The sequence below is a fragment of the Citrobacter sp. KH_055_1 genome, assembly GCF_057838705.1.
In genome coordinates this window covers 3,665,281-3,684,508 of record NZ_CM174473.1, presented here as the reverse complement: position 1 = coordinate 3,684,508, position 19,228 = coordinate 3,665,281, and the positions used below count along the sequence as shown (strand labels likewise).

10 protein-coding genes and 2 pseudogenes are annotated in these 19,228 nt (G+C 53.0%); 11 read left to right on the top strand and 1 reads right to left on the bottom strand.

Annotated features, from left to right (window positions below; all coding sequences use genetic code 11):
• The first annotated feature begins 3 nt into the window (after nt 1–3).
• The 10 genes and pseudogenes from AC3ITF_RS17410 to AC3ITF_RS17365 all read left to right on the top strand — a co-directional run bounded on the left by AC3ITF_RS17410 (nt 4) and on the right by AC3ITF_RS17365 (nt 16,529).
• Nucleotides 4–9,915, top strand: coding sequence for a hemagglutinin repeat-containing protein (locus AC3ITF_RS17410; protein WP_489175882.1), 9,912 nt, complete (start codon nt 4–6; stop codon nt 9,913–9,915).
• A complete protein-coding gene (locus AC3ITF_RS17405) occupies nt 9,912–10,166 on the top strand; it encodes a hypothetical protein (RefSeq protein WP_181629290.1) in 255 nt (84 codons plus the stop codon). The genes AC3ITF_RS17410 and AC3ITF_RS17405 overlap by 4 nt, the downstream gene beginning before the upstream one ends.
• 5 nt (nt 10,167–10,171) lie before the next feature.
• Nucleotides 10,172–10,835 (top strand): annotated as a pseudogene (locus AC3ITF_RS17400) (VENN motif pre-toxin domain-containing protein); the annotation flags it as partial.
• The gene (locus tag AC3ITF_RS17395; RefSeq protein ID WP_489175881.1) at nt 10,832–11,065 is read left to right on the top strand and encodes a hypothetical protein; all 234 of its coding nucleotides are present in this window, start codon (nt 10,832–10,834) and stop codon (nt 11,063–11,065) included. The pseudogene AC3ITF_RS17400 and the gene AC3ITF_RS17395, both read left to right, overlap by 4 nt.
• Nucleotides 11,066–11,106: 41 nt before the next feature.
• Nucleotides 11,107–11,751: pseudogene (locus tag AC3ITF_RS17390) on the top strand (VENN motif pre-toxin domain-containing protein); the annotation flags it as partial.
• Complete coding sequence (locus AC3ITF_RS17385) at nt 11,744–11,986, top strand: hypothetical protein (RefSeq protein WP_181637147.1); 243 nt, start codon at nt 11,744–11,746, stop codon at nt 11,984–11,986. The pseudogene AC3ITF_RS17390 and the gene AC3ITF_RS17385, both read left to right, overlap by 8 nt.
• 988 nt (nt 11,987–12,974) lie before the next feature.
• Complete coding sequence (locus AC3ITF_RS17380; protein WP_115259298.1) at nt 12,975–13,220, top strand: YmjA family protein; 246 nt, start codon at nt 12,975–12,977, stop codon at nt 13,218–13,220.
• Between the two features lie 73 nt (nt 13,221–13,293).
• On the top strand, nt 13,294–13,770 hold the full coding sequence (locus AC3ITF_RS17375; protein ID WP_096758143.1) for a cold-shock protein: 477 nt from the start codon (nt 13,294–13,296) through the stop codon (nt 13,768–13,770).
• 258 nt (nt 13,771–14,028) lie between these two features.
• The gene (locus AC3ITF_RS17370; protein WP_096758142.1) at nt 14,029–14,523 is read left to right on the top strand and encodes a putative pterin-binding protein; all 495 of its coding nucleotides are present in this window, start codon (nt 14,029–14,031) and stop codon (nt 14,521–14,523) included.
• 17 nt (nt 14,524–14,540) lie between these two features.
• Nucleotides 14,541–16,529, top strand: a complete 1,989-nt coding sequence (locus AC3ITF_RS17365) for a putative bifunctional diguanylate cyclase/phosphodiesterase (RefSeq protein WP_489175880.1) — start codon at nt 14,541–14,543, stop codon at nt 16,527–16,529.
• Nucleotides 16,530–16,558: 29 nt separating this feature from the next.
• On the opposite strand, the gene AC3ITF_RS17360 is transcribed toward AC3ITF_RS17365, so the two are convergent.
• A complete protein-coding gene (locus AC3ITF_RS17360; protein ID WP_135912487.1) occupies nt 16,559–17,371 on the bottom strand; it encodes a DNA-binding transcriptional regulator in 813 nt (270 codons plus the stop codon).
• A gap of 191 nt (nt 17,372–17,562) precedes the next feature.
• Here AC3ITF_RS17360 and AC3ITF_RS17355 point away from each other — a divergent pair, with 191 nt between their 5' ends.
• The gene (locus AC3ITF_RS17355; RefSeq protein ID WP_489175879.1) at nt 17,563–19,227 is read left to right on the top strand and encodes a bifunctional 3-(3-hydroxy-phenyl)propionate/3-hydroxycinnamic acid hydroxylase; all 1,665 of its coding nucleotides are present in this window, start codon (nt 17,563–17,565) and stop codon (nt 19,225–19,227) included.
• The last annotated feature ends 1 nt before the right edge of the window (nt 19,228 follow it).

The window sequence follows — 19,228 nt, the reverse complement described above, 5'->3', positions numbered from 1 at the left end:
ATAATGACAAAGGATCAGATTCGTTTCTCTCAGCGTGTTCTTAGTGGGGTATTGAGCGCCCTGTTGGCCACGCAGCCGCTGTTTCCGGCCATTGCCGCCACCATCACCCCTGTCGGCAATACGCAAATGGATAAGGCGGCCAACGGTGTTCCGGTAGTGAACATCGCTACGCCGAACGCGTCCGGGATTTCACACAACAAATATAACGACTACAACGTGGGAAAAGAGGGGCTGATTCTTAACAACGCCACCGGGCAATTAAATCAGACCCAGCTTGGCGGCATTATCCAGAACAACCCGAACCTGCGTTCAGGAAAAGAAGCGACAGGGATCATCAACGAAGTTACCGGGAATAGCCGTTCACAGCTCCAGGGCTATACCGAAGTAGCGGGGAAAGCCGCCAACGTCATGGTCGCCAACCCTTATGGCATTACCTGTAACGGGTGCGGATTTATCAACACGCCTAACGCCACCCTGACTACCGGTAAACCGGTGTTAGATGCTAACGGTAATCTGCAGTCGCTGGATGTAAGCAAAGGCAGCATTACCATCGAAGGCAAAGGGCTGGATGGTAGCCAGAGCGATGCGGTGTCGATTATTGCCCGCGCCACGGAAATTAACGCGGCACTGCATGCAAAAAATCTCAGTGTGATAGCCGGAGCTAACCGCATAACGGCGAAGGGGCAGGTGAGTCAACTGCAAGGCGAAGGGGATGTACCGAAAATCGCGGTAGATACCGGTGCGCTAGGCGGAATGTATGCCAACCGGATCCGTCTGGTTTCCAGCGAGAAAGGTTTGGGGGTCAACCTCGGGAATCTGAACGCCCGTCAGGGTGATATCACGCTTGATGCAAATGGAAAATTAACCGTTAAGTCCAGCCTGGCCAGTGGGGCTGTTTCCATGAAAGGGCAAGAGGTTGCGCTTTCTGGCGATCATAAAGCGGGGGATAATTTATCCATCACCAGTCAGGGTGCTATCGCCCTGACTGATAGCGCCCTGGTCAGTGATAAAAACCTGCAGCTTACTGCGCAAGGAACGCTGGTGCAGAATGGCGGCGCGCTTACTGCGGGTCAGGATATTGTGCTGACGGCCGGCGATATAGCCCAGCAGCGTGCGGCGCAAATAGATGCCGCTGGAAATGTTTCGCTGACCGGGCGCAATCATGTTGCCACGCAGGGAACGGTCACTGCCGGAAAACAGCTGAGTGTGAAGGCGGATTCGCTGAGTAACAGCGGCCAATGGAGTGCGGGGGATGCTTCCCGTATTCAGGGTGGCAGCGTGACCAACAGCGGTGTGATGCAGGGGAAATCGCTGGATATTGCCGCCACGCGTGATGTTGATCTTAGTGGTCAGCTCAATGCGGCAGATACGCTGACGATTAAAGGCCAGCGTATCTCTACAGCCACGGATGCTCAGGTGCAAAGTGGGAAGAATATCGCCCTGCAAGCCGAGATGGTAAATCTGAACGGCACCCACGCGGCGAAGAATGACCTGACCGTGACGGCAAACACCCTCACCCATGACGGAAAATCGAGTGCCACGCAGATGAACCTGAACGTGGCGCAAACAATCACTCAAAACGGCACGCTGTTGGCAGACAACCTCAGTCTCGACAGCCAGCATATTGCTAACAGCGGCCTGCTGCATGGTAACGCGGCGTTGAATCTGCGTACCGATAATCTGCAAAACCTGAGCGGCGGTACGATCTACAGCCTTACTGCTCTGGCGCTGGACATTCCGTACCTGACTAACGACGGGATTATTGCTACCGATGGCGATCTGCGCCTTGGTGGTCTTCAGTTGATTAACGCTGGCGACATTCAGGCCGACACGCTTGAGCTGCAACTGCGCGACGCGATAAATAATTCTGGGCGTCTGCTCGCGCACCAGAGTGCGCAACTCACGGCGCAAACGCTGGAAAATAGCGGCATGCTGGTGGCGAATACTATCACTCTCGAAGGAAACACTGTTCAGAACGGTGGTCTGGTTCAGGGGAATGACAGCGCATTGATTTCTGCGGGTGCTCTGACGACTGCGACGACGGGGCAATGGCTAACCGGTAATGCGCTGATGGTGAACGCGGGTACGGTAGAGCACGCCGGGGTGATGCAGGGGAATACCCTTACATTGACAGCCGATGCGCTGAATAACAGCGGTGTGCTCAACGGTTTACGTGGCCTGGAAGGGATACTGACCGGGCAACTGACCAACGTCGGACAAATTCAAAGCGGCGGCGGACTCTCGCTCACCGCAAACGACCTGATCAGCGCCGGGCGTATCGTGGGGGATTCGCTCATGCTTGCGGCAACGACGCTGCGCAACAATGGCTTGTGGCAGGGCGCGAACGGACTGGCTTTACGCGGCGATACGCTTAGCACAGGCACGACGTCTCTGACGCTGAGCGGCGGCGCGCTGACCGTTGATGTCGGTACGATGATTACGCAAGGTACGTTACAGGGACAACAGGTCGCGGTGACGTCTGATGACTGGCAGCACGCGGGTTCGTTGGTCAGCCTTGGTGCGCTGACGGCTGACATCAGTAACAGATTTGCCCTGCCGGGCGACTTGATGAGTCAGGGAGCCATGTCGTTAGCTGCACAGCAGTTGAATAATGCCGGAAACATCCTCAGTGAAAGTGACATTACGCTTGATGGTCAGCAGCTTACAAATACTGGGGTGGTACAGGGAAATACCCTGACGCTAAGCCAGGATCGTATTCATAACCAGGGCGTATTGATTGGTCTGCAAAGCCTGACGGTGGCAGCCCCGCAGCAGGAACTGATGAATGCGGCGGGCGGGTCGCTGCTAACCCAGGGAATGCTGAAAGTGACGTCCGGTGATGTGACCAACGCAGGAACGTGGCAGGGGCAGTCGATTCTGCTCAATGCGCAGTCGCTGATTAATAGCGGAGCAATCCAAAGCGCAGACGCGCTACAGCTTATGCTCGTCAAAAATCTCACTTCTGCCGAGGGCAGCAAAGTCACCGCCCTCGGCAATGCCACGCTACAGGCGCTATCCCTGACGAATAACGGGCAATGGGCGGCGAGTTATTTGACGTTAAACGGAACAACGCTGGATAACGCCGGGGCAATCAGCGGGGTCAATGGCCTGACGTTAGCCATGAATGGCGCGGTCAGCCAACAGGCGTCGGGCAGCATGCTCACCGGCGGCGCATTGGATCTCAATGCGGCATCGGTGGCTAACGCGGGCAGCATTCAGGGGACGACGCTAAATATAACGTCCGGCGCGTTAACCAATGGCGGACGCCTGCAGGGGGATAATGACGCCACGCTGGCGTTGAGCGGTGACCTGACGAACCTGGCGGGTGGTGAAATTGTCAGCCGTCAGGGACTGACGATTGCCACGCCCATACTGTTTAACTACGGCGTGATTCAGGGCGGCGGCAACACGCGTCTTAACGCCACAACCCGAGCGCTGAACGAGGGGCAGCTGCTTTCCGGCGCCGAGTTGAGACTCACCACGCCGCAGTATTCCGGCGCGGGCTGGCTACAGGCGACAAATCTCATTCTGAATGCGGCAACGGCCACCAACAACGGGAACTGGCTTGCCGACAGCGCAACGCTGACGGGCAGTCAGTTCACTAACCAGGGGATGACGCAGGCGGGACAACTTACGCTCAATTACCAGCAGTTGACCAATAACGGTACGGTGTTAGGAACGTCCCAACTGACCGTTAATGCCGATCGGGTGAGCCAGAATACGGCTGGCAAACTGTTCAGCGGTGGCGATTTGACTCTCAATAGCCAATCTCTGGACGCCTTCGGGCAGGTGGTTGCGCTGGGTAATCTGACGCTGAAACTGGTGAATGCGTTCACCGCCAACAGTGCGCTTGCTGCGGGCAACACGCTCACTGTTAACAGCGAGGGTGCCATCGACAACCGCAATGTCATGCAGGGGCAGGTGGTAAACCTGACCGCAGGCGGGCAGTTGAGCAACAATGGGCAAATTACCACCGGCAGCGGTACGAGCAGCCTCAGTGGCAGCAACGTGGCGCTTAATGCCGCCGGAACGGTACAGGGTGGGGGTGACATCATGGTCACCAGTCGCGACACTATTACCGTAGACGGTTTTACCGGCACGCGCGGAACGCTCACGCTCAATACACCAGGGGCGATCATCAACACGGCGCTGCTGTATGCGGCAAATAACATGGCGCTGTATGCCGACTCTATCACCAATCAGCGCGGCGATATTCTTGCGGGCAACAGTCTGTGGATGCAGAAGGATGCGGCGGGAAATGCCAACCGCGAGGTCATCAACACCTCCGGCACCATCGAGACGCAGAGCGGCGATATCACGATTAAAACCGGACATCTTCTGAACCAGAGGGACGGGCTGGTGGTAAGTAATGGTAACACTGAAGATCTGACACAACAGTATGCATGGCTGAATGAGGGATATGCCGACATTCCTCTGTCAGAACTTATTCTGGGAACTGACTACGGCTATGTTGTTAGTCGATCCTGCAGCGGAGGCGGTAGCCCAGGGCACGGCGCAGGCCCAAACTGTAGCGATGTCGCAATACCCCTGGCGATGAAAAACAGCCCTGCGAAAGAGATCGCTATTTCACGTTCTACCCTTTCAGTCTCCGCAAACGGCGGTGCCGGGCGCATCAGCGCCGCGCGCGGGATGGTAATCCAGGCAGATCATCTGGAAAATAATGCCAGCACGCTGCTTGCGGGCGGGGATATGTCCCTTTCCGGTTCAATCCTGCAAAATCAGTCCTGGACTGACGGTACAATCACCCGTTATCGGACGTATGTTGCTGAGCAATCAGGTTTTACCTGGGAGACCCCTGCCGCTTCGGTAGACGCGGATAGATATAATAGCGGCCCGATTCACTATATCGCTCAGGGTAATGACCGGGAGGAAACCTCTGGAGGAACGGCATACCGCGCTGTTATTCAGTCTGGCGGAACAATTCTGGCTAATTTTTCGCAGGATATCAGCAATACCACAACCACCCCGAGTGCGGGTGGGGCGATAAATACCCTCGTTACCCCAACCCTGAATACTCTCAGCAACCAGACCATCGACGCCGGGGTGCAAAAGCAGACACTGGCAGATAGTGAAGCGGTTAGCGTTAATTCGCCGCAGTGGAACGATCAACTGCAAGATGCCCTGCAGCAGATTAACGGCGGTACGCTGGATGCCGGGAATGTCGCGGATACAACGCTGGACACCGTCTCTACCGATAAGAACAGCCAGATTAATCAGGGGGAAGCGGTGGATACCAGCGCGTATCCATTGCCTTTTGGTCAAAACGGCTACTTTGTTGTCTCTGACGATCCGCAAAGCCCGTACCTGATCAACATTAATCCTAAGCTTAACGGCCTGGGTCAGTTGGATCCGGCTCTGTTTGCCGAGTTGAACGTACTGCTGGGGATTACGCCTGGCGATGCCCCACGTGAAACCAACCGCGCCTATACCGATCAAAATCAGTTCCTCGGATCGGCGTATATGCTGGACCGTCTCAACCTGAATCCGGAATACGATTACCGTTTTCTCGGTGACGCGGCGTTCGATACCCGTTACGTCAGTAATGCGATGCTGAATCAGACAGGAAGCCGTTATATCAACGGTATAGGTTCCGATCTGGATCAAATGCGTTATCTGATGGACAGTGCCGCTAGCGCACAGCAGTCGCTGGGGCTGAAATTTGGCGTGGCCCTGACGGCGGAGCAAATTGCCTCTCTTGAGCAGAGCATGCTGTGGTGGGAAGCGGCGACCGTCAACGGTGAAACGGTGATGATACCGAAGCTCTATCTGTCGCCGAAGGATATCACCGTCAATAACGGGAGCGTCATCTCTGGAAATAACGTCCAGCTGGCAGGCGGTACTATCACTAACACCGGCAGTACTCTGCTGGCAAATAACACCCTGACCCTCGATAGCCAGAATAGCATTAACAATCTCAACAATGGCCTGATGCAGGCCGGGGGCAACCTCGACCTGAGCGCTATTGGTGATATCAATAACATCAGCGCCGCTATTAGCGGAAAAACGGTTCAGCTGGCAAGTCTCGACGGCAGCATTAATAACCTGACGCAGGTGGAGCAGATAGACATCAATGCGTGGGATAAATACGGCAATGTGAGTTTTAAAGACACGCTGCTGGGCACGACGGCGTCGATTACCGCACAGGATGGGCTGTCGCTCTCGGCAGGCAAGAATATCACCGTCACGGGCGCAACGCTTTCGGCGGGCGATTCACTGCAGATGAATGCCGCGGGAGATATTGCGGTGAATGCGAATCACATTAACGATGCGCAGAGCCATGCCGGACGCTGGACTGACGAGACCAGCCGTTCATCACAAGGCTGGCAGGGAAGCAGCATCAGCGCAGGAGGGGACCTTGGCATCAATGCCGGGAATAATCTCAACCTGACGGCAAGCGACGTGAACGCTGGCGGTAGTGCGGTGCTGACTGCGGGTAACGATCTCAACCTGAATGCGGCCACCACGCTTGAGAACAGCCGCGACGGGGGCAGTGAATCGCACCGTTCCGGGCTGGATCGCACCACTATTTCTGCGGGCGATAACCTGGTCCTGATCGCGGGTCAGGATATTAACGCCCACGCGGCGGGCCTGGCGGCGGAAAATGATGTGGGTCTGCAGGCCGGACGCGATGTCAATTTGCTGGCCGAGGCCACGGCCGAAGGCGACAGTTACCGCGCGAAGAAAAAAACCATCATCAATGAGTCCGTGCGCCAGCAGGGAACGGAAGTTGCCAGCGGTGGCGACACGGTCATTATCGCCGGGCGCGATGTGAATGCGCAGGCAACCGATGTGATTGCTCAGGGGGATATCGGCGTAGCGGCGGGCCGGGATGTGAATCTCATTACGGCGACGGAAAGTGACTACCACTACGAAGAAACCACCAAAACCAAAAAAGGATTCCTCAATAAAAAGACCACCCACACGATTGAGGAGGACAGCGCCACGCGTGAAAAAGGCACGTTGCTGAGCGGTGACAATGTGACTGTAGCTGCCGGGAACAACATTCTGGTACAGGGCTCAGCCGTCGTCGGTGATGGCGATGTGGCGCTCGGTGCCGGAAACAACGTCGATATTATTGCCGCAACCAATACCGACACCGCATGGCGATTTAAAGAAACGAAAAAAAGCGGCGTGATGGGAACAGGCGGCATCGGTTTTTCCATCGGCAGCAGTAAAACCACGCATGATTTGCGCGAGCAGGGCACCACCCAGAGCGAGAGCTTCAGCACGGTCGGGTCAACCGGCGGCAACGTCAGCATTACCGCCGGTCAGCAGGTGCACATCGGCGGCGCGGATATCATCGCACAGAAAGATATTGCCGTGCTCGGCGACAGCGTGGTGATTGAGCCCGGCCATGACAAACGTACCCGCGATGAGACGTTTGAGCAGAAGAGCAGCGGCTTGACGGTGGCGCTGTCAGGTGCAGCAGGCAGCGCAGTAAACAGCGCGGTGCAAACCTCACAGGATGCGAAGGGGGAGAGCGATGACCGTCTGGCGGCGCTGCAGGCCACCAAAGCGGTGCTTTCTGGCGCGCAGGCGGTGCAGGCGGCAGCGGTTGCCCGGGCCAGCGACAAAGCGGACAGCGGGCTGGGTATCAGCGTCTCGCTGACGTCGCAGAGCGCCAAATCTGAACAACATGTTCAGACTGATACCGTGACGGGCAGTACCCTGAATGCCGGGAATAACCTGATTATCGCCGCGACGGGCAGCGGCCAAAGCGGCAACAGCGGCAACATCCTGATCGGCGGCAGCCAGATAAAGGCGGGCGGGGACACCACGCTGGTGGCGGCGAACGATATTGTGCTGAGCGGTGCGGCAAACACCCAGCAGACGACCGGTACAAACAGCAGCAGCGGGGGCGGGGTGGGCGTCGGTATCGGCGTCAACGCAGACAGTTACGGCATCAGCGTCTTCGCCAACGTCAACGGCGCAAAAGGCAGTGAAAAGGGCAACGGCACGGCGTGGACGGAGACCACGCTGGACAGCGGCGGTACGGTTTCGCTGGTCAGCGGGCGTGACGCCATCCTGAACGGGGCGCAGGTCAGCGGTGACAGCGTGGTGGCTGACATCGGTGGCGACCTGTGGATGAGCAGCGCCCAGGACAGCAATGACTACCGGTCGAAGCAGAGCAGCGCGGCGGCCGGGGGCAGCTTTACCTACGGCAGCATGTCCGGCTCAGGCTATATCAGCGCCAGCCAGGACCAGATGAAGAGCGACTATGCCTCGGTGCAGGAGCAGACGGGGCTGTTTGCCGGCGACGGTGGATTTGACGTGACGGTGGGCGGGCACACGCAGCTGGACGGCGCGGTAATCGCTTCGACGGCGACGGCGGATAAAAACAGTCTGGACACCGGGACGCTGGGTTTCAGGGATATTCATAACGAAGCGGACTTTACGGTCAGCCATGCGGGAGCCAGCGTGAGCGCTGGCGGTGGAGACACGGGCGGCGGGTTCAAAGGCAACATGCCGGTCGGGATGGTTACGGTCGGGGGCAACAGCGGTCATGCGGACGGGACGACGCAGGCGGCGGTAGCGGAAGGGACGATAACGGCTCGCGACACGGCGAATCAGCAGCAGGATGTGGCGGGTCTGAGCCGTGACACGGAGCATGCGAACGACAGCATCAGCCCGATTTTTGACAAAGAGAAAGAGCAGAAGCGGCTGCAGGAAGTGAGCCTCATCGGGGAGATGGGCAGCCAGGCGGCAGATATCGCACGGACGCAGGGGGAGCTGAATGCGCTGGAGGAAGCGCGGAAGGTTTACCCGGATAAAACGGCGGAAGAGCTGAAAGAGACGCAGACCTGGCGTGATGCACAGGCGGAATATGGTACAGGGAGTGATTTTCAGCGTGGTATTCAGGCGGCGACGGCAGCGCTTCAGGGGCTGGCGGGTGGAGATGCCGGCGCGGCGCTGGCGGGGGCATCGGCCCCGTACCTGGCGAATATTATTGGTCATGATTCGGGATTAAGCGATGATGCGGCGCTGATAGCGCATGCGATACTGGGTGGCGCGGCAGCGGCGATGCAGAGAAACAGCGCGGCGGCGGGAGCGGCAGGGGCCGTCACGGGCGAGCTGGCGGCGAAAGCGATAATGGAGGTGATGTACCCGGATAAGCGGGTCAGTGAGCTGAGCGAAGCGGAAAAGCAGACCATCGGCATGCTGGCGAGTCTGTCCGCGGGAATGGCGGGCGCTCTGGCGGGAGACAGTACGTCGTCTGCGGCAGCGGGTGCGCAGGCCGGGAAGAATGCGGTTGAGAATAACTCGCTGGCGCATGTACTGGCAGCAGCGGAAGCGAACAAAGCAGGGACTGCAGAGAAATGGCAGGAAGAGCAGCAGGCTGCGATTAGAGAGGCGTGCAGTGGTGGTACGCCGGTTTCGTGTGAAACAGCAGTCGCAGCGATGGGAAGTGCAATGGTATGGCCGCTATTGCCAGGGGCGGCAGCCACTACAAGTCTGATAGGTGCAGGAGCGAATGCCGGCATCGGGTTACTGATTAACGGTGAAGTGAATCCAAATGATGTCATTCTTGGTTACTGGACGGGAGTCTTTACAGCAGGAACTGGGCTGTGGGGGACGATGGGTGTGAATGCGGCCAGCGGAGCCACATCCAGCTATCTAAAAGGTGATGATCCGCTGAAAGGTGGGGCAATGGGTGGAATGGCGTCAGGATTAGGATATGGTGCTGGCAAAGTTCTTCAGGGGCAACTCGATAAGTTCATTAATCCAAACTGGAAGAATTGGGAGTGGATTGATGTTGGTATGGGCATATCGAAGCCAATGCCATTAGATCCACTGCCTGGGGCTATCGGCAATATGGGAGGTTCTGCGTCTACAGAATACATCAACGATCGAATAGGTAAATCTTTGAGTGATAAATCAGGAGATAAGAAATGAGTTCTTCTGACCGCAAAAAGATCCTGATCCTTTTAATATGGATGGTGACTGGTAGTGCTGTTGGTGTTTTTATAACCATACTATCTATGTCTTTATTAATAGATATATATCTATATATCGCAGAAGGTATAAGGTTAGACATGCATACATATGATTTTGAAAAACTTTTTAAAGTAAGTTCATTCTGTGGTTGTATAGGCGGCGGTGGCTGTTGGTTACTCTATTATCGAAATTATAGAAAAAATAAATAATAGCGGAGAATAACCTGATGGGCGGGAGTGAGGATGCTCAGGCAGCATGGATACGTCAGCATGGGATAGATATGGCGAGTTGTTCGATAATCCTGGTGGAGCCGCCTGTCAGGAAGCGATAAATGAGCGTGATGCGGTAGGGCTGGCGCTGGCAACAAGTACAGTGGCTCTGTTTCCTGGCAGTGCCCAGGCTATGTGGGGACTGGGCGCGGGGGCAAATGCAGGAATTGGCTACCTGGCGGATGGCACTATAGACCCGGAAAACGTAGCTATTGCGGGCTGGGTGAATGTGTTCAGTATGGGAATCGAGTGGTGGGAACGGTAGGCTGGAATGCGGCGGGTGGTGCATTTGGTAACTGGATTGACAACAAAGATCCACTGTCTGGGGCGATTATTAATGGTGCCGGTTCTGGTATCGGTTATGGCATTGGTAAAGGACTTTCATGGGGTGTTAATGCCGGGGCAAACTGGTGGAAAGGAGGTTGGGATCCGAAGTTTAATGCTGACCTCAGACAGTTTATTGAAGTGAAAGGGGATTATGGTATTTCAAAAGAAATGAAGCCAAGCAATGTCCCCAGTTCAATTGGTGACATTGGAAGCAGTATCACTTCAGAAGCTGGAGGTAAGTATACAGAGTACAAAATGAACCAAGAAGGAGGTGGTAAATGAAGGCACTAAAATTTATTCTTCCTCTGTTTTTTTTAATTGTATTTAGTATGGTTTCAATTTTTCTAACAGGGATCGCTTTATATATATGCGGGGAGCTTTTTTTCTTTTTTTATAAAGGAATAGAAATATCTTTTTCATCAAGTATTATTTTACTTTTAAGTAAAATAAGTATAGTTATCGGTAGCTTTGCCGGTTTAATGTTATGGGTTGCTAGTTCGATTAAAAAATAGCCAATTTGGTGACGGGTAGTTGTGGCGAATACCCTGATGACGGGAGTGAAGACATGCAGGCAGCATGGATACGTCAGCATGGGATAGATATGGCGAGTTGTTCGGATAATCCTGGTGGAGCCGCCTGTCAGAAAGCGATAAATGAGCGTGATGCGGTAGGGCTGGCGCTGGCAACAGGTACAGTGGCTCTGCTTCCTGGCAGTGCTCAGGCGATGTGGGGACTTGGCGCGGGGGCAAATGCTGGAATTGGCTACCTGGCGGATGGTTCGGTTGACCCTTCCAGCGCGGTAGTGGCTGGCTGGGTGAATGTGTTCAGTATGGGGAATCGTGTGGTGGGAACGGTAGGCTGGAATGCGGCGGGTGGTGCATTTGGTAACTGGATTGACAACAAAGATCCACTGTCTGGGGCGATTATTAATGGTGCCGGTTCTGGTATCGGTTATGGTATTGGTAAAGGACTTTCATGGGGGGTTAATGCAGGGGCAAACTGGTGGAAAGGTGGCTGGGATCCGAAATTTAACCCGACACTTCAGAAGTATACTGAAGTAAAAGGTGATTTTGGGATTTCGAAGAAAATTACACCAAGCCAAATTCCTGGCATTGCTGGTGATGTAGCAGATTCTTTCGCATCTGAATATGAGAGTAAAAGAATCGAATCCCATATTCAGGGAGAAAAAAATGAGTAATCGGCAGACAGGTTTAACTGATTTATCGGTTATTTTTTTGATCGCATTTTTATCAATTATCCTTTCTTTTCTTTGTATAGATATCCTTTTCTCTATTTTTGAGTGGATAGCTACAGGAAAGTTGAACATTACATGGAATGGTGTAAGCCGTGTTTTATTCATGGGGTGTGTGATTGGCTCATTTATCGGTGTTGGATGTGTTATAGCCAGGTGTTTAGGATTAAAAGGGTTTTAATAGCTGTTTGTTGTGACGAATAACCTGATGGGTGGGAGTGAGGATGCGCAGGCAGCATGGATACGTCAGTATGGGATAGATATAGCGAGTTGTTCGGATAATCCTGGTGGAGCCGCCTGTCAGGAAGCGATAAATAAACGTGATTCAGTGGCATTTGCAATGGCCTCAGCAGGGCTGACTTATCTGCCGGGAGGGATGCAGCTAACTGCAGGAATTGGTGGGACAGCCAATGCGGGTATTCAGTATCTTGCCAATGGCACAGTCAATCCAACAGAGTCCTGATTGCCAGTTATGTTGGAGCATTTACTGCAAGTACGGGAGTCTGGGGAACAGTAGGCTGGAATGCGGCGGGTGGTGCAACGTCAAGTTATCTGAACGGAGATGATCCATTTAAAGGTGGTGTAATAAGTGGTGCCGCTTCGGGTATCGGATATGGATTAGGTAAGGCTGCCCCAATTTCATTAGATAAATGGGTTCATACATGGAAAAATTACGAGTGGGTTAATATGGGGATGGGAGTAAGTAAACCATTACCTTTATCACCAATACCTGGAACATCTGGTAACGCTATATCATCAATCATAACAGAAACAACAGGGCAAGGCGGTTCTAAAACTACTAATAATTTACAGTGAGGAACTGGGGATGAAAAATAACTTCTTTCGATGGTTCGTTGTTTTCATTACTCTGATGATGGCTATGAGTTCAATTTCATTTTTTGCACTTTTTATTAATCCTGTTGTTTCCTATTTTGAAACAGGAGTTGTTAATGTATCCGTTATTAATTATTTTTTTTCTGAGTATAAAAATGGGGTCATTTAAACGTAATGAGATTTATTAAATGCGAAGTGGCTCCAGAAAATATTTCGGATATATGAAACATATTGCAGTCAATAAAACAGATCGCTAACGGTGAAATAAGAATGCTATCATTCACCTCAGACGCGGCAGACAACTGCTGGCACACGCATTCACCCCGGAGCACCTGATGAACAACGACATTCCGCTAAAATATTATGATATCGCCGACGAGTACGCGACCGAGGCCGCAAAGCCGGTTAGCGACGCAGAACGCGACGCGCTGGCGCACTACTTCCAACAGCTGATCGTCCGTTTGATGAACAACGAAGAGATCGGCGAAGACGCGCAGCAGGAGATGGCAACCGTTGCCGGGATCGACGCACAGCGTATCGATGATATCGCCGAGTTCCTCAACCGCTGGGGCAACGAGTAGCCAAAGACGTGGCCGATGTTTTACACTGCGCGCAAATTTACGAGTATGACGTTTTAATCAGGCGGAAACAGCAATGAACGGAACAATCACAACGTGGTTTAAAGATAAAGGCTTTGGATTTATCAAAGATGAAAACGGCGATAACCGCTATTTTCATGTGATTAAGGTTGCTAATCCTGAGCTGATCAAGAAAGACGCGGCGGTGACCTTCGAGCCGACCACTAACAACAAAGGCCTGTCAGCCTATGCGGTGAAAGTGGTGCCCGACAGCAAATACATCTATATCGCGGGTGAGCGCCTGAAACTCACGGCGATCAAGTCCTGGGTGGTGTATAGCGAAGAAGTGCCGGTTGAAACCCGCATTGATAAAGAAAATGCGGTGCTGTCCGTGGGCGCGCTGATGAACAGCATTAAGCCGAAGTCAGACGTCAAGCCTGGCGAAATGCGTTCGCTGAAAAAGCTGGCCATTACTACCTTCCAGGGTACGACGCTGATCTTCTCGGAAGATGAGATAGACATCGAAGAAACGGTAAAGCTGCTTAAAGTCTAAAGCGCTCCAGGCTGAACGTGTGCCGAAATTCTGCTCATTTTATGAGCGGGGTTTCGGTTTTTTTTGGCCTGCATGGTGGCAGGCGGACATTGTCTGAGCTATTAATTAGTATAAAAATGGAGTGATGGCTAACCTGTTGATTTTGATGATTTAAAATATGAATGGGTTTATTGCACCAATAATATCCAGGCAGCATATGTAAATAGCATTATAACTAAATTATAATTCGTTTACATCCGGTCGGCAGGCGAGGTTAAAATGCGATTAATTGTTATGTTGTTAAGCTTTGTCGTCTCCACACAGCTCTGGGCGGGTGAACTTTCTAAACCTGCCGGTAAAGCCCTTTTAACGCTGTCCGGTAATATAGAAAATACAAATGAAGACGGGAAAGCCGTTTTTGATATTGCCAGCCTTGAGAAGCTGGGCATGGTCAGTTTCCAGACCACCTCGCCCTGGTATAATGGACGCACTACCTTTACGGGTATTCCACTGCAAAAGCTCATGGATTATGTTGGCGCGAAAGGTTCTGTGGTTAAGGTCACCGCGCTCAATGACTACACCACGGTTATCCCACTCAGTGATTTCAAAAAATATAATGTTATTCTGGCTGTAAAAATCAACGAAAAATACATTCGCGTCCGTGATAAAGGTCCCTTGTTCATTGTGTACCCCTATGACAGCATGCCTGAACTGAATAATCAGGTTTTTTATGCACGCTCAGCATGGCAGGTCAGCAGAATGAATATTGAGTAGGAGTTCAGAAGAACATCATGAACAGAATACTGGCGGGCATCATATTTTCTCTTTTTATATCTACCGGGTATATCTCTTACCTCGTGCATGAACGGCAACAAGAGTTACAGAAACTGACTCACTACACCGATTCATGGTCCGCTGCACAACTGGTATCAGAATACTACCGTTTTGAGTCATGGCTTGGTCTTTACACTATCGATGATTCTATGAACCTCGATGATGTACGTCTGCGCCTCGACATCATGCTCAGCCAGAATGATTTAATGAAAGAAGGTGAGTTGGGACATTATATACAAAATAATGAAGCGCATGGTGAACTGGCTTTACAACTGGAAAACACACTTAACTATCTGGATGTTCATCTTGAGAAAATGAATCGTTCAGAGCTCCAGACATACTTGAAAAAAATGCATGCGCTGGATGCGCCGCTAGGCCGCCTTTCATCCGGTGCGCTAAATAAAGATGTTAACTCGATTAATAGTACAAACCTCAAAATTCAAGCGCTGTACTATATTTATTCAGCGATCTCAGTACTGCTGATCATACTGAGTGCGATACTGGGCGTGCTGATATTCTATCAGAACAGAAATATTTTGCAGGCGCATCTTCAGGTTAAGCGTCTTGCTGAAGAATTGCAGAAATCTAAAGAAAAACTGCAAATCCAGAATACAAAACTGGAATATGACGTCTACCATGATTCTCTTACCGAGATGAATAACCGCCAGCTTTTTTGGGAAGATTTAAATAAAACCATCGAGACGGCAGAAAAGAATAATAGTTCTGTGACAGTGATGTTGTTTGATTTAGACCGATTCAAAGAGGTCAATGATACGTATGGTCATGATGTCGGTGATTCATTGTTACGTCAGATATCCCATCGCCTGGTTTCGATGAGCCTGACTTCAGATACGCTTTATCGCTTAGGTGGGGATGAGTTTGCGTTTCTCTCGATGGGTCTGACTGAGAGTCATGCTGTTTCTCGCGCGCAAAAAATATGTGAATTTATCAACCAGCCCTACACGATTTATAACACAATTATCAACATTACCACCTGCGTTGGCATTGTTATTTCCGAAACTGAACGCCGCTCCGACTATCTATATAAATTTGCCGATCTCGCCCTATATGAAGCCAAAAAAGAAGGTTCTGGTAAGATAAAAGTCTTCCGGCAACGAATGTTAGATAAGTTGCAAGAAAGCAGAACCCTTGAGCATGATATGGCGATGGCAATAGCGAATAAAGAATTCGTGGTTTATTACCAGCCGATTGTAGATTCTTTCAGCAGGGAAATTTACAGCTATGAAGCCCTTATCCGCTGGATACATCCTCTTAAAGGCCTGCTGTCGCCGGATAGCTTTATTCCTGTTGCTGAAAAAACAGGAATGATTAATGAGATGGGGAAATCGGTGCTTGAAATGGCCTGCAGGGAAGCGGCTTCCTGGGCGGTTCCGGCTAAAATTTCAGTCAATGTCTCGCCTGTCCAGCTAAGCAGCAAAGCCTTTGCCGGAATAGTGTTGTCTATTCTGAAAGAAACAGGACTTCCGGCTGATCGTCTTGAACTGGAAGTAACGGAATCCTCTCTCTTTACTGACAGCAATACGCCGATGAATACGCTTAACAGGCTCAGAGCCCTGGGCGTGAAAATCTCCATTGATGATTTTGGTACGGGATACTCTTCGCTTTCGCGGCTGAGCAGGCTTGCCTTCGACAAAATCAAAATAGACAAGTCCTTTGTGCATTCGATATCTACACAGGAAGACGCCCTTAACATCATCAAACTTATCACCGGTATGGCGAAATCTCTCAATATGAAGGCGGTTGCAGAAGGGGTTGAAACACAGGAACAACTGGAAAGTCTTCAGGCTCTGGGCTGCGATTTCGCACAAGGCTATCTGTTTGGTAAACCTCAACCTGGTATTGATGGAAAAATCAGAAACGGTAAATCGCGAACGTCTCTGCTGGCAGATAACGACGACACATTGCGCAGTGAACGTGGCTCTTAATCAGAGGGGGAGGGGAAATGTGATCCATCTCACCTCCCGGCAACCAAAATCTCCTGTGACGCCACGCCGTCTTCGATCTGCTTCGCCACTTTTTGTAAGGCCGGAAGGTGTTTTTCCGCGGCCTGTTCGATGGTCATCGCACTGGCCATATACACCAGGTTCAGGCAGCCGATCACCCGCTGTTCGCTGCGGATTGGCACGGCGATAGAGGCGATTTTCTCCTCCTGATCCCAGCCGCGATAGTTCTGTCCAAAACCGTCTTTGCGCGCGCGAGTCAGGATGGCGTCCAGCTTCAGCGGTTCGCGCGCCAGCTGGAATTCTTCTCCCGGTCGCGATGCCAGTATTTCGATCAGCTCCTGACGTTCATTCTCCGGACAAAACGCCAGCCAGGTCAGGCCGGAGGCGGTTTTCAGCAACGGTAGACGACGCCCGACCATCGCCCGGTGAAATGACAGGCGGCTGAAGCGGTGGGTGGTTTCACGCACCACCATGGCATCGACGTCGAGCGTGGAAACGTCGGTCGGCCAGATGACCTCGCGCAGTAAATCCCCCAGCAGCGGCGCGGCCAGCGCGGAAATCCACTGCTCGTCACGAAATCCCTCGCTGAGCTGACGAACTTTGATGGTTAAGCGAAAGCTGTCATCGGACAGGCTGCGCCGGACGTAACCCTCATCCTGCAACGTTTCCAGCAGTCGTCTGACCGTGGTGCGGTGCAGGCCGCTCAGCTCTGCCAGCAGACCAACGCTGGCCCCACCGTCGAGCCGGTTTAACATATTTAATAACATTAACCCGCGGGTTAATCCGCGCACGGTTTTGTATTCGGTACTCTCGTCACTTTTCATATTCGTTGACAAATCTACAGATAAAACAACGTAGTGCACTAAGTGCACATCCAGGTATGTTTTGATTGTAGCGCAAAAACACCCTCCTATACTGACCGCACAATAAAAAATTATTCACATATTTTTAACAAAGCCAGGTGCGTCTCTCCAGAGGCTGCCATGACGTTTTGTCCGCGTAGTGAGGTTCTGAAATGACAACGATAAACCCGGATATCCAACCCGCTGTGCAACACACCGTGCAGGTGGCGATTGCCGGAGCCGGTCCGGTGGGGCTGATGATGGCGAACTATCTCGGCCAGATGGGCATTGAGGTGCTGGTGGTGGAGAAGCTCGATGCGCTGATCGACTATCCGCGCGCCATCGGCATTGACGATGAAGCGCTGCGCACCCTGCAGTCCGTCGGTCTGGTCGATAACGTGCTGCCGCACACCACGCCATGGCATGCGATGCGCTTTCTTACCCCCAAGGGCCGCTGCTTTGCTGATATCCAGCCAATGACCGACGAGTTTGGCTGGTCGCGCCGTAATGCGTTTATTCAGCCGCAGGTAGACGCGGTGATGCTGGAAGGGCTGTCGCGGTTTCCCAACGTGCGTTGCCTGTTCTCTCGCGAGCTGGAGGCGTTCAGTCAGAAGAATGGCGAAGTGACGCTGAACCTGAAGGCACCGGACGGTCAGCGTGAAACGGTGCAGGCCCAGTGGCTGGTGGCCTGCGACGGCGGCGGCAGCGTCGTCAGGCGCTCGCTGAATGTGCCATTCGAAGGTAAAACCGCGCCAAATCAGTGGATTGTGGTGGATATCGCCAACGATCCGCTCAGTACCCCACACGTGTATCTGTGCTGCGATCCGGTGCGTCCGTATGTCTCCGCCGCACTGCCGCACGCGGTGCGCCGCTTTGAATTTATGGTGATGCCGGGGGAAACCGAAGCGCAGCTTAGCGAGCCGCAGAATATGCGCCAGTTGCTGAGCAAAGTGCTGCCGAACCCGGACAACGTTGAGCTGATCCGCCAGCGCGTGTATACCCATAACGCCCGTCTGGCCAAACGTTTTCGTATTGACCGCGTGCTGCTGGCGGGCGATGCAGCACACATTATGCCGGTCTGGCAGGGGCAGGGGTACAACAGCGGCATGCGCGATGCCTTCAACCTGGCGTGGAAACTGGCGCTGGTCATTGAGGGCAAAGCCGGTGATGCGCTGCTGGACACCTACCAGCAGGAACGCCGCGATCACGCCAAAGCCATGATTGATTTGTCTGTGACTGCGGGTAACGTGCTGGCACCGCCGAAACGCTGGCATGGCGCGGTGCGTGACGGCATTTCCTGGCTGCTGAACTACATTCCGCCGGTCAAACGCTACTTCCTCGAAATGCGCTTCAAGCCGATGCCGCAATATCACGTCGGGGCGCTGGTGCGTGAAGGCGACGCGAAAGCCTCCCCGGTCGGCAAGATGTTTATTCAGCCAAAGGTGACGCTGGAAACGGGTGACGTGACGCTGCTCGACAACGTCATCGGGCCGAATTTTGCGGTGATTGGCTGGGGCTGTAATCCGCTGTGGGGTATGAGTGACGAGCAAATCCAGCTGTGGCGCGCGCTCGGCACGCGGTTTATCCAGGTGGTGCCGGACACGCAGATCAATACCTCACAGGATAACCACGACGGGGTTATCCGTATTGGTGATACGCAAAATCGCCTGCGCGCGTGGTTTTCCCAACATAACGCCGCGCTGGTGGTGATGCGTCCGGATCGCTTCGTTGCTGCGGTTGCCATTCCGCAAACCCTGGGCAGCACCCTGAATAAACTGGCGTCGGTGATGACGCTCACCCGCACTCATGTCGCGGTTCCTGTCGAAAAGGTCGCCTGAT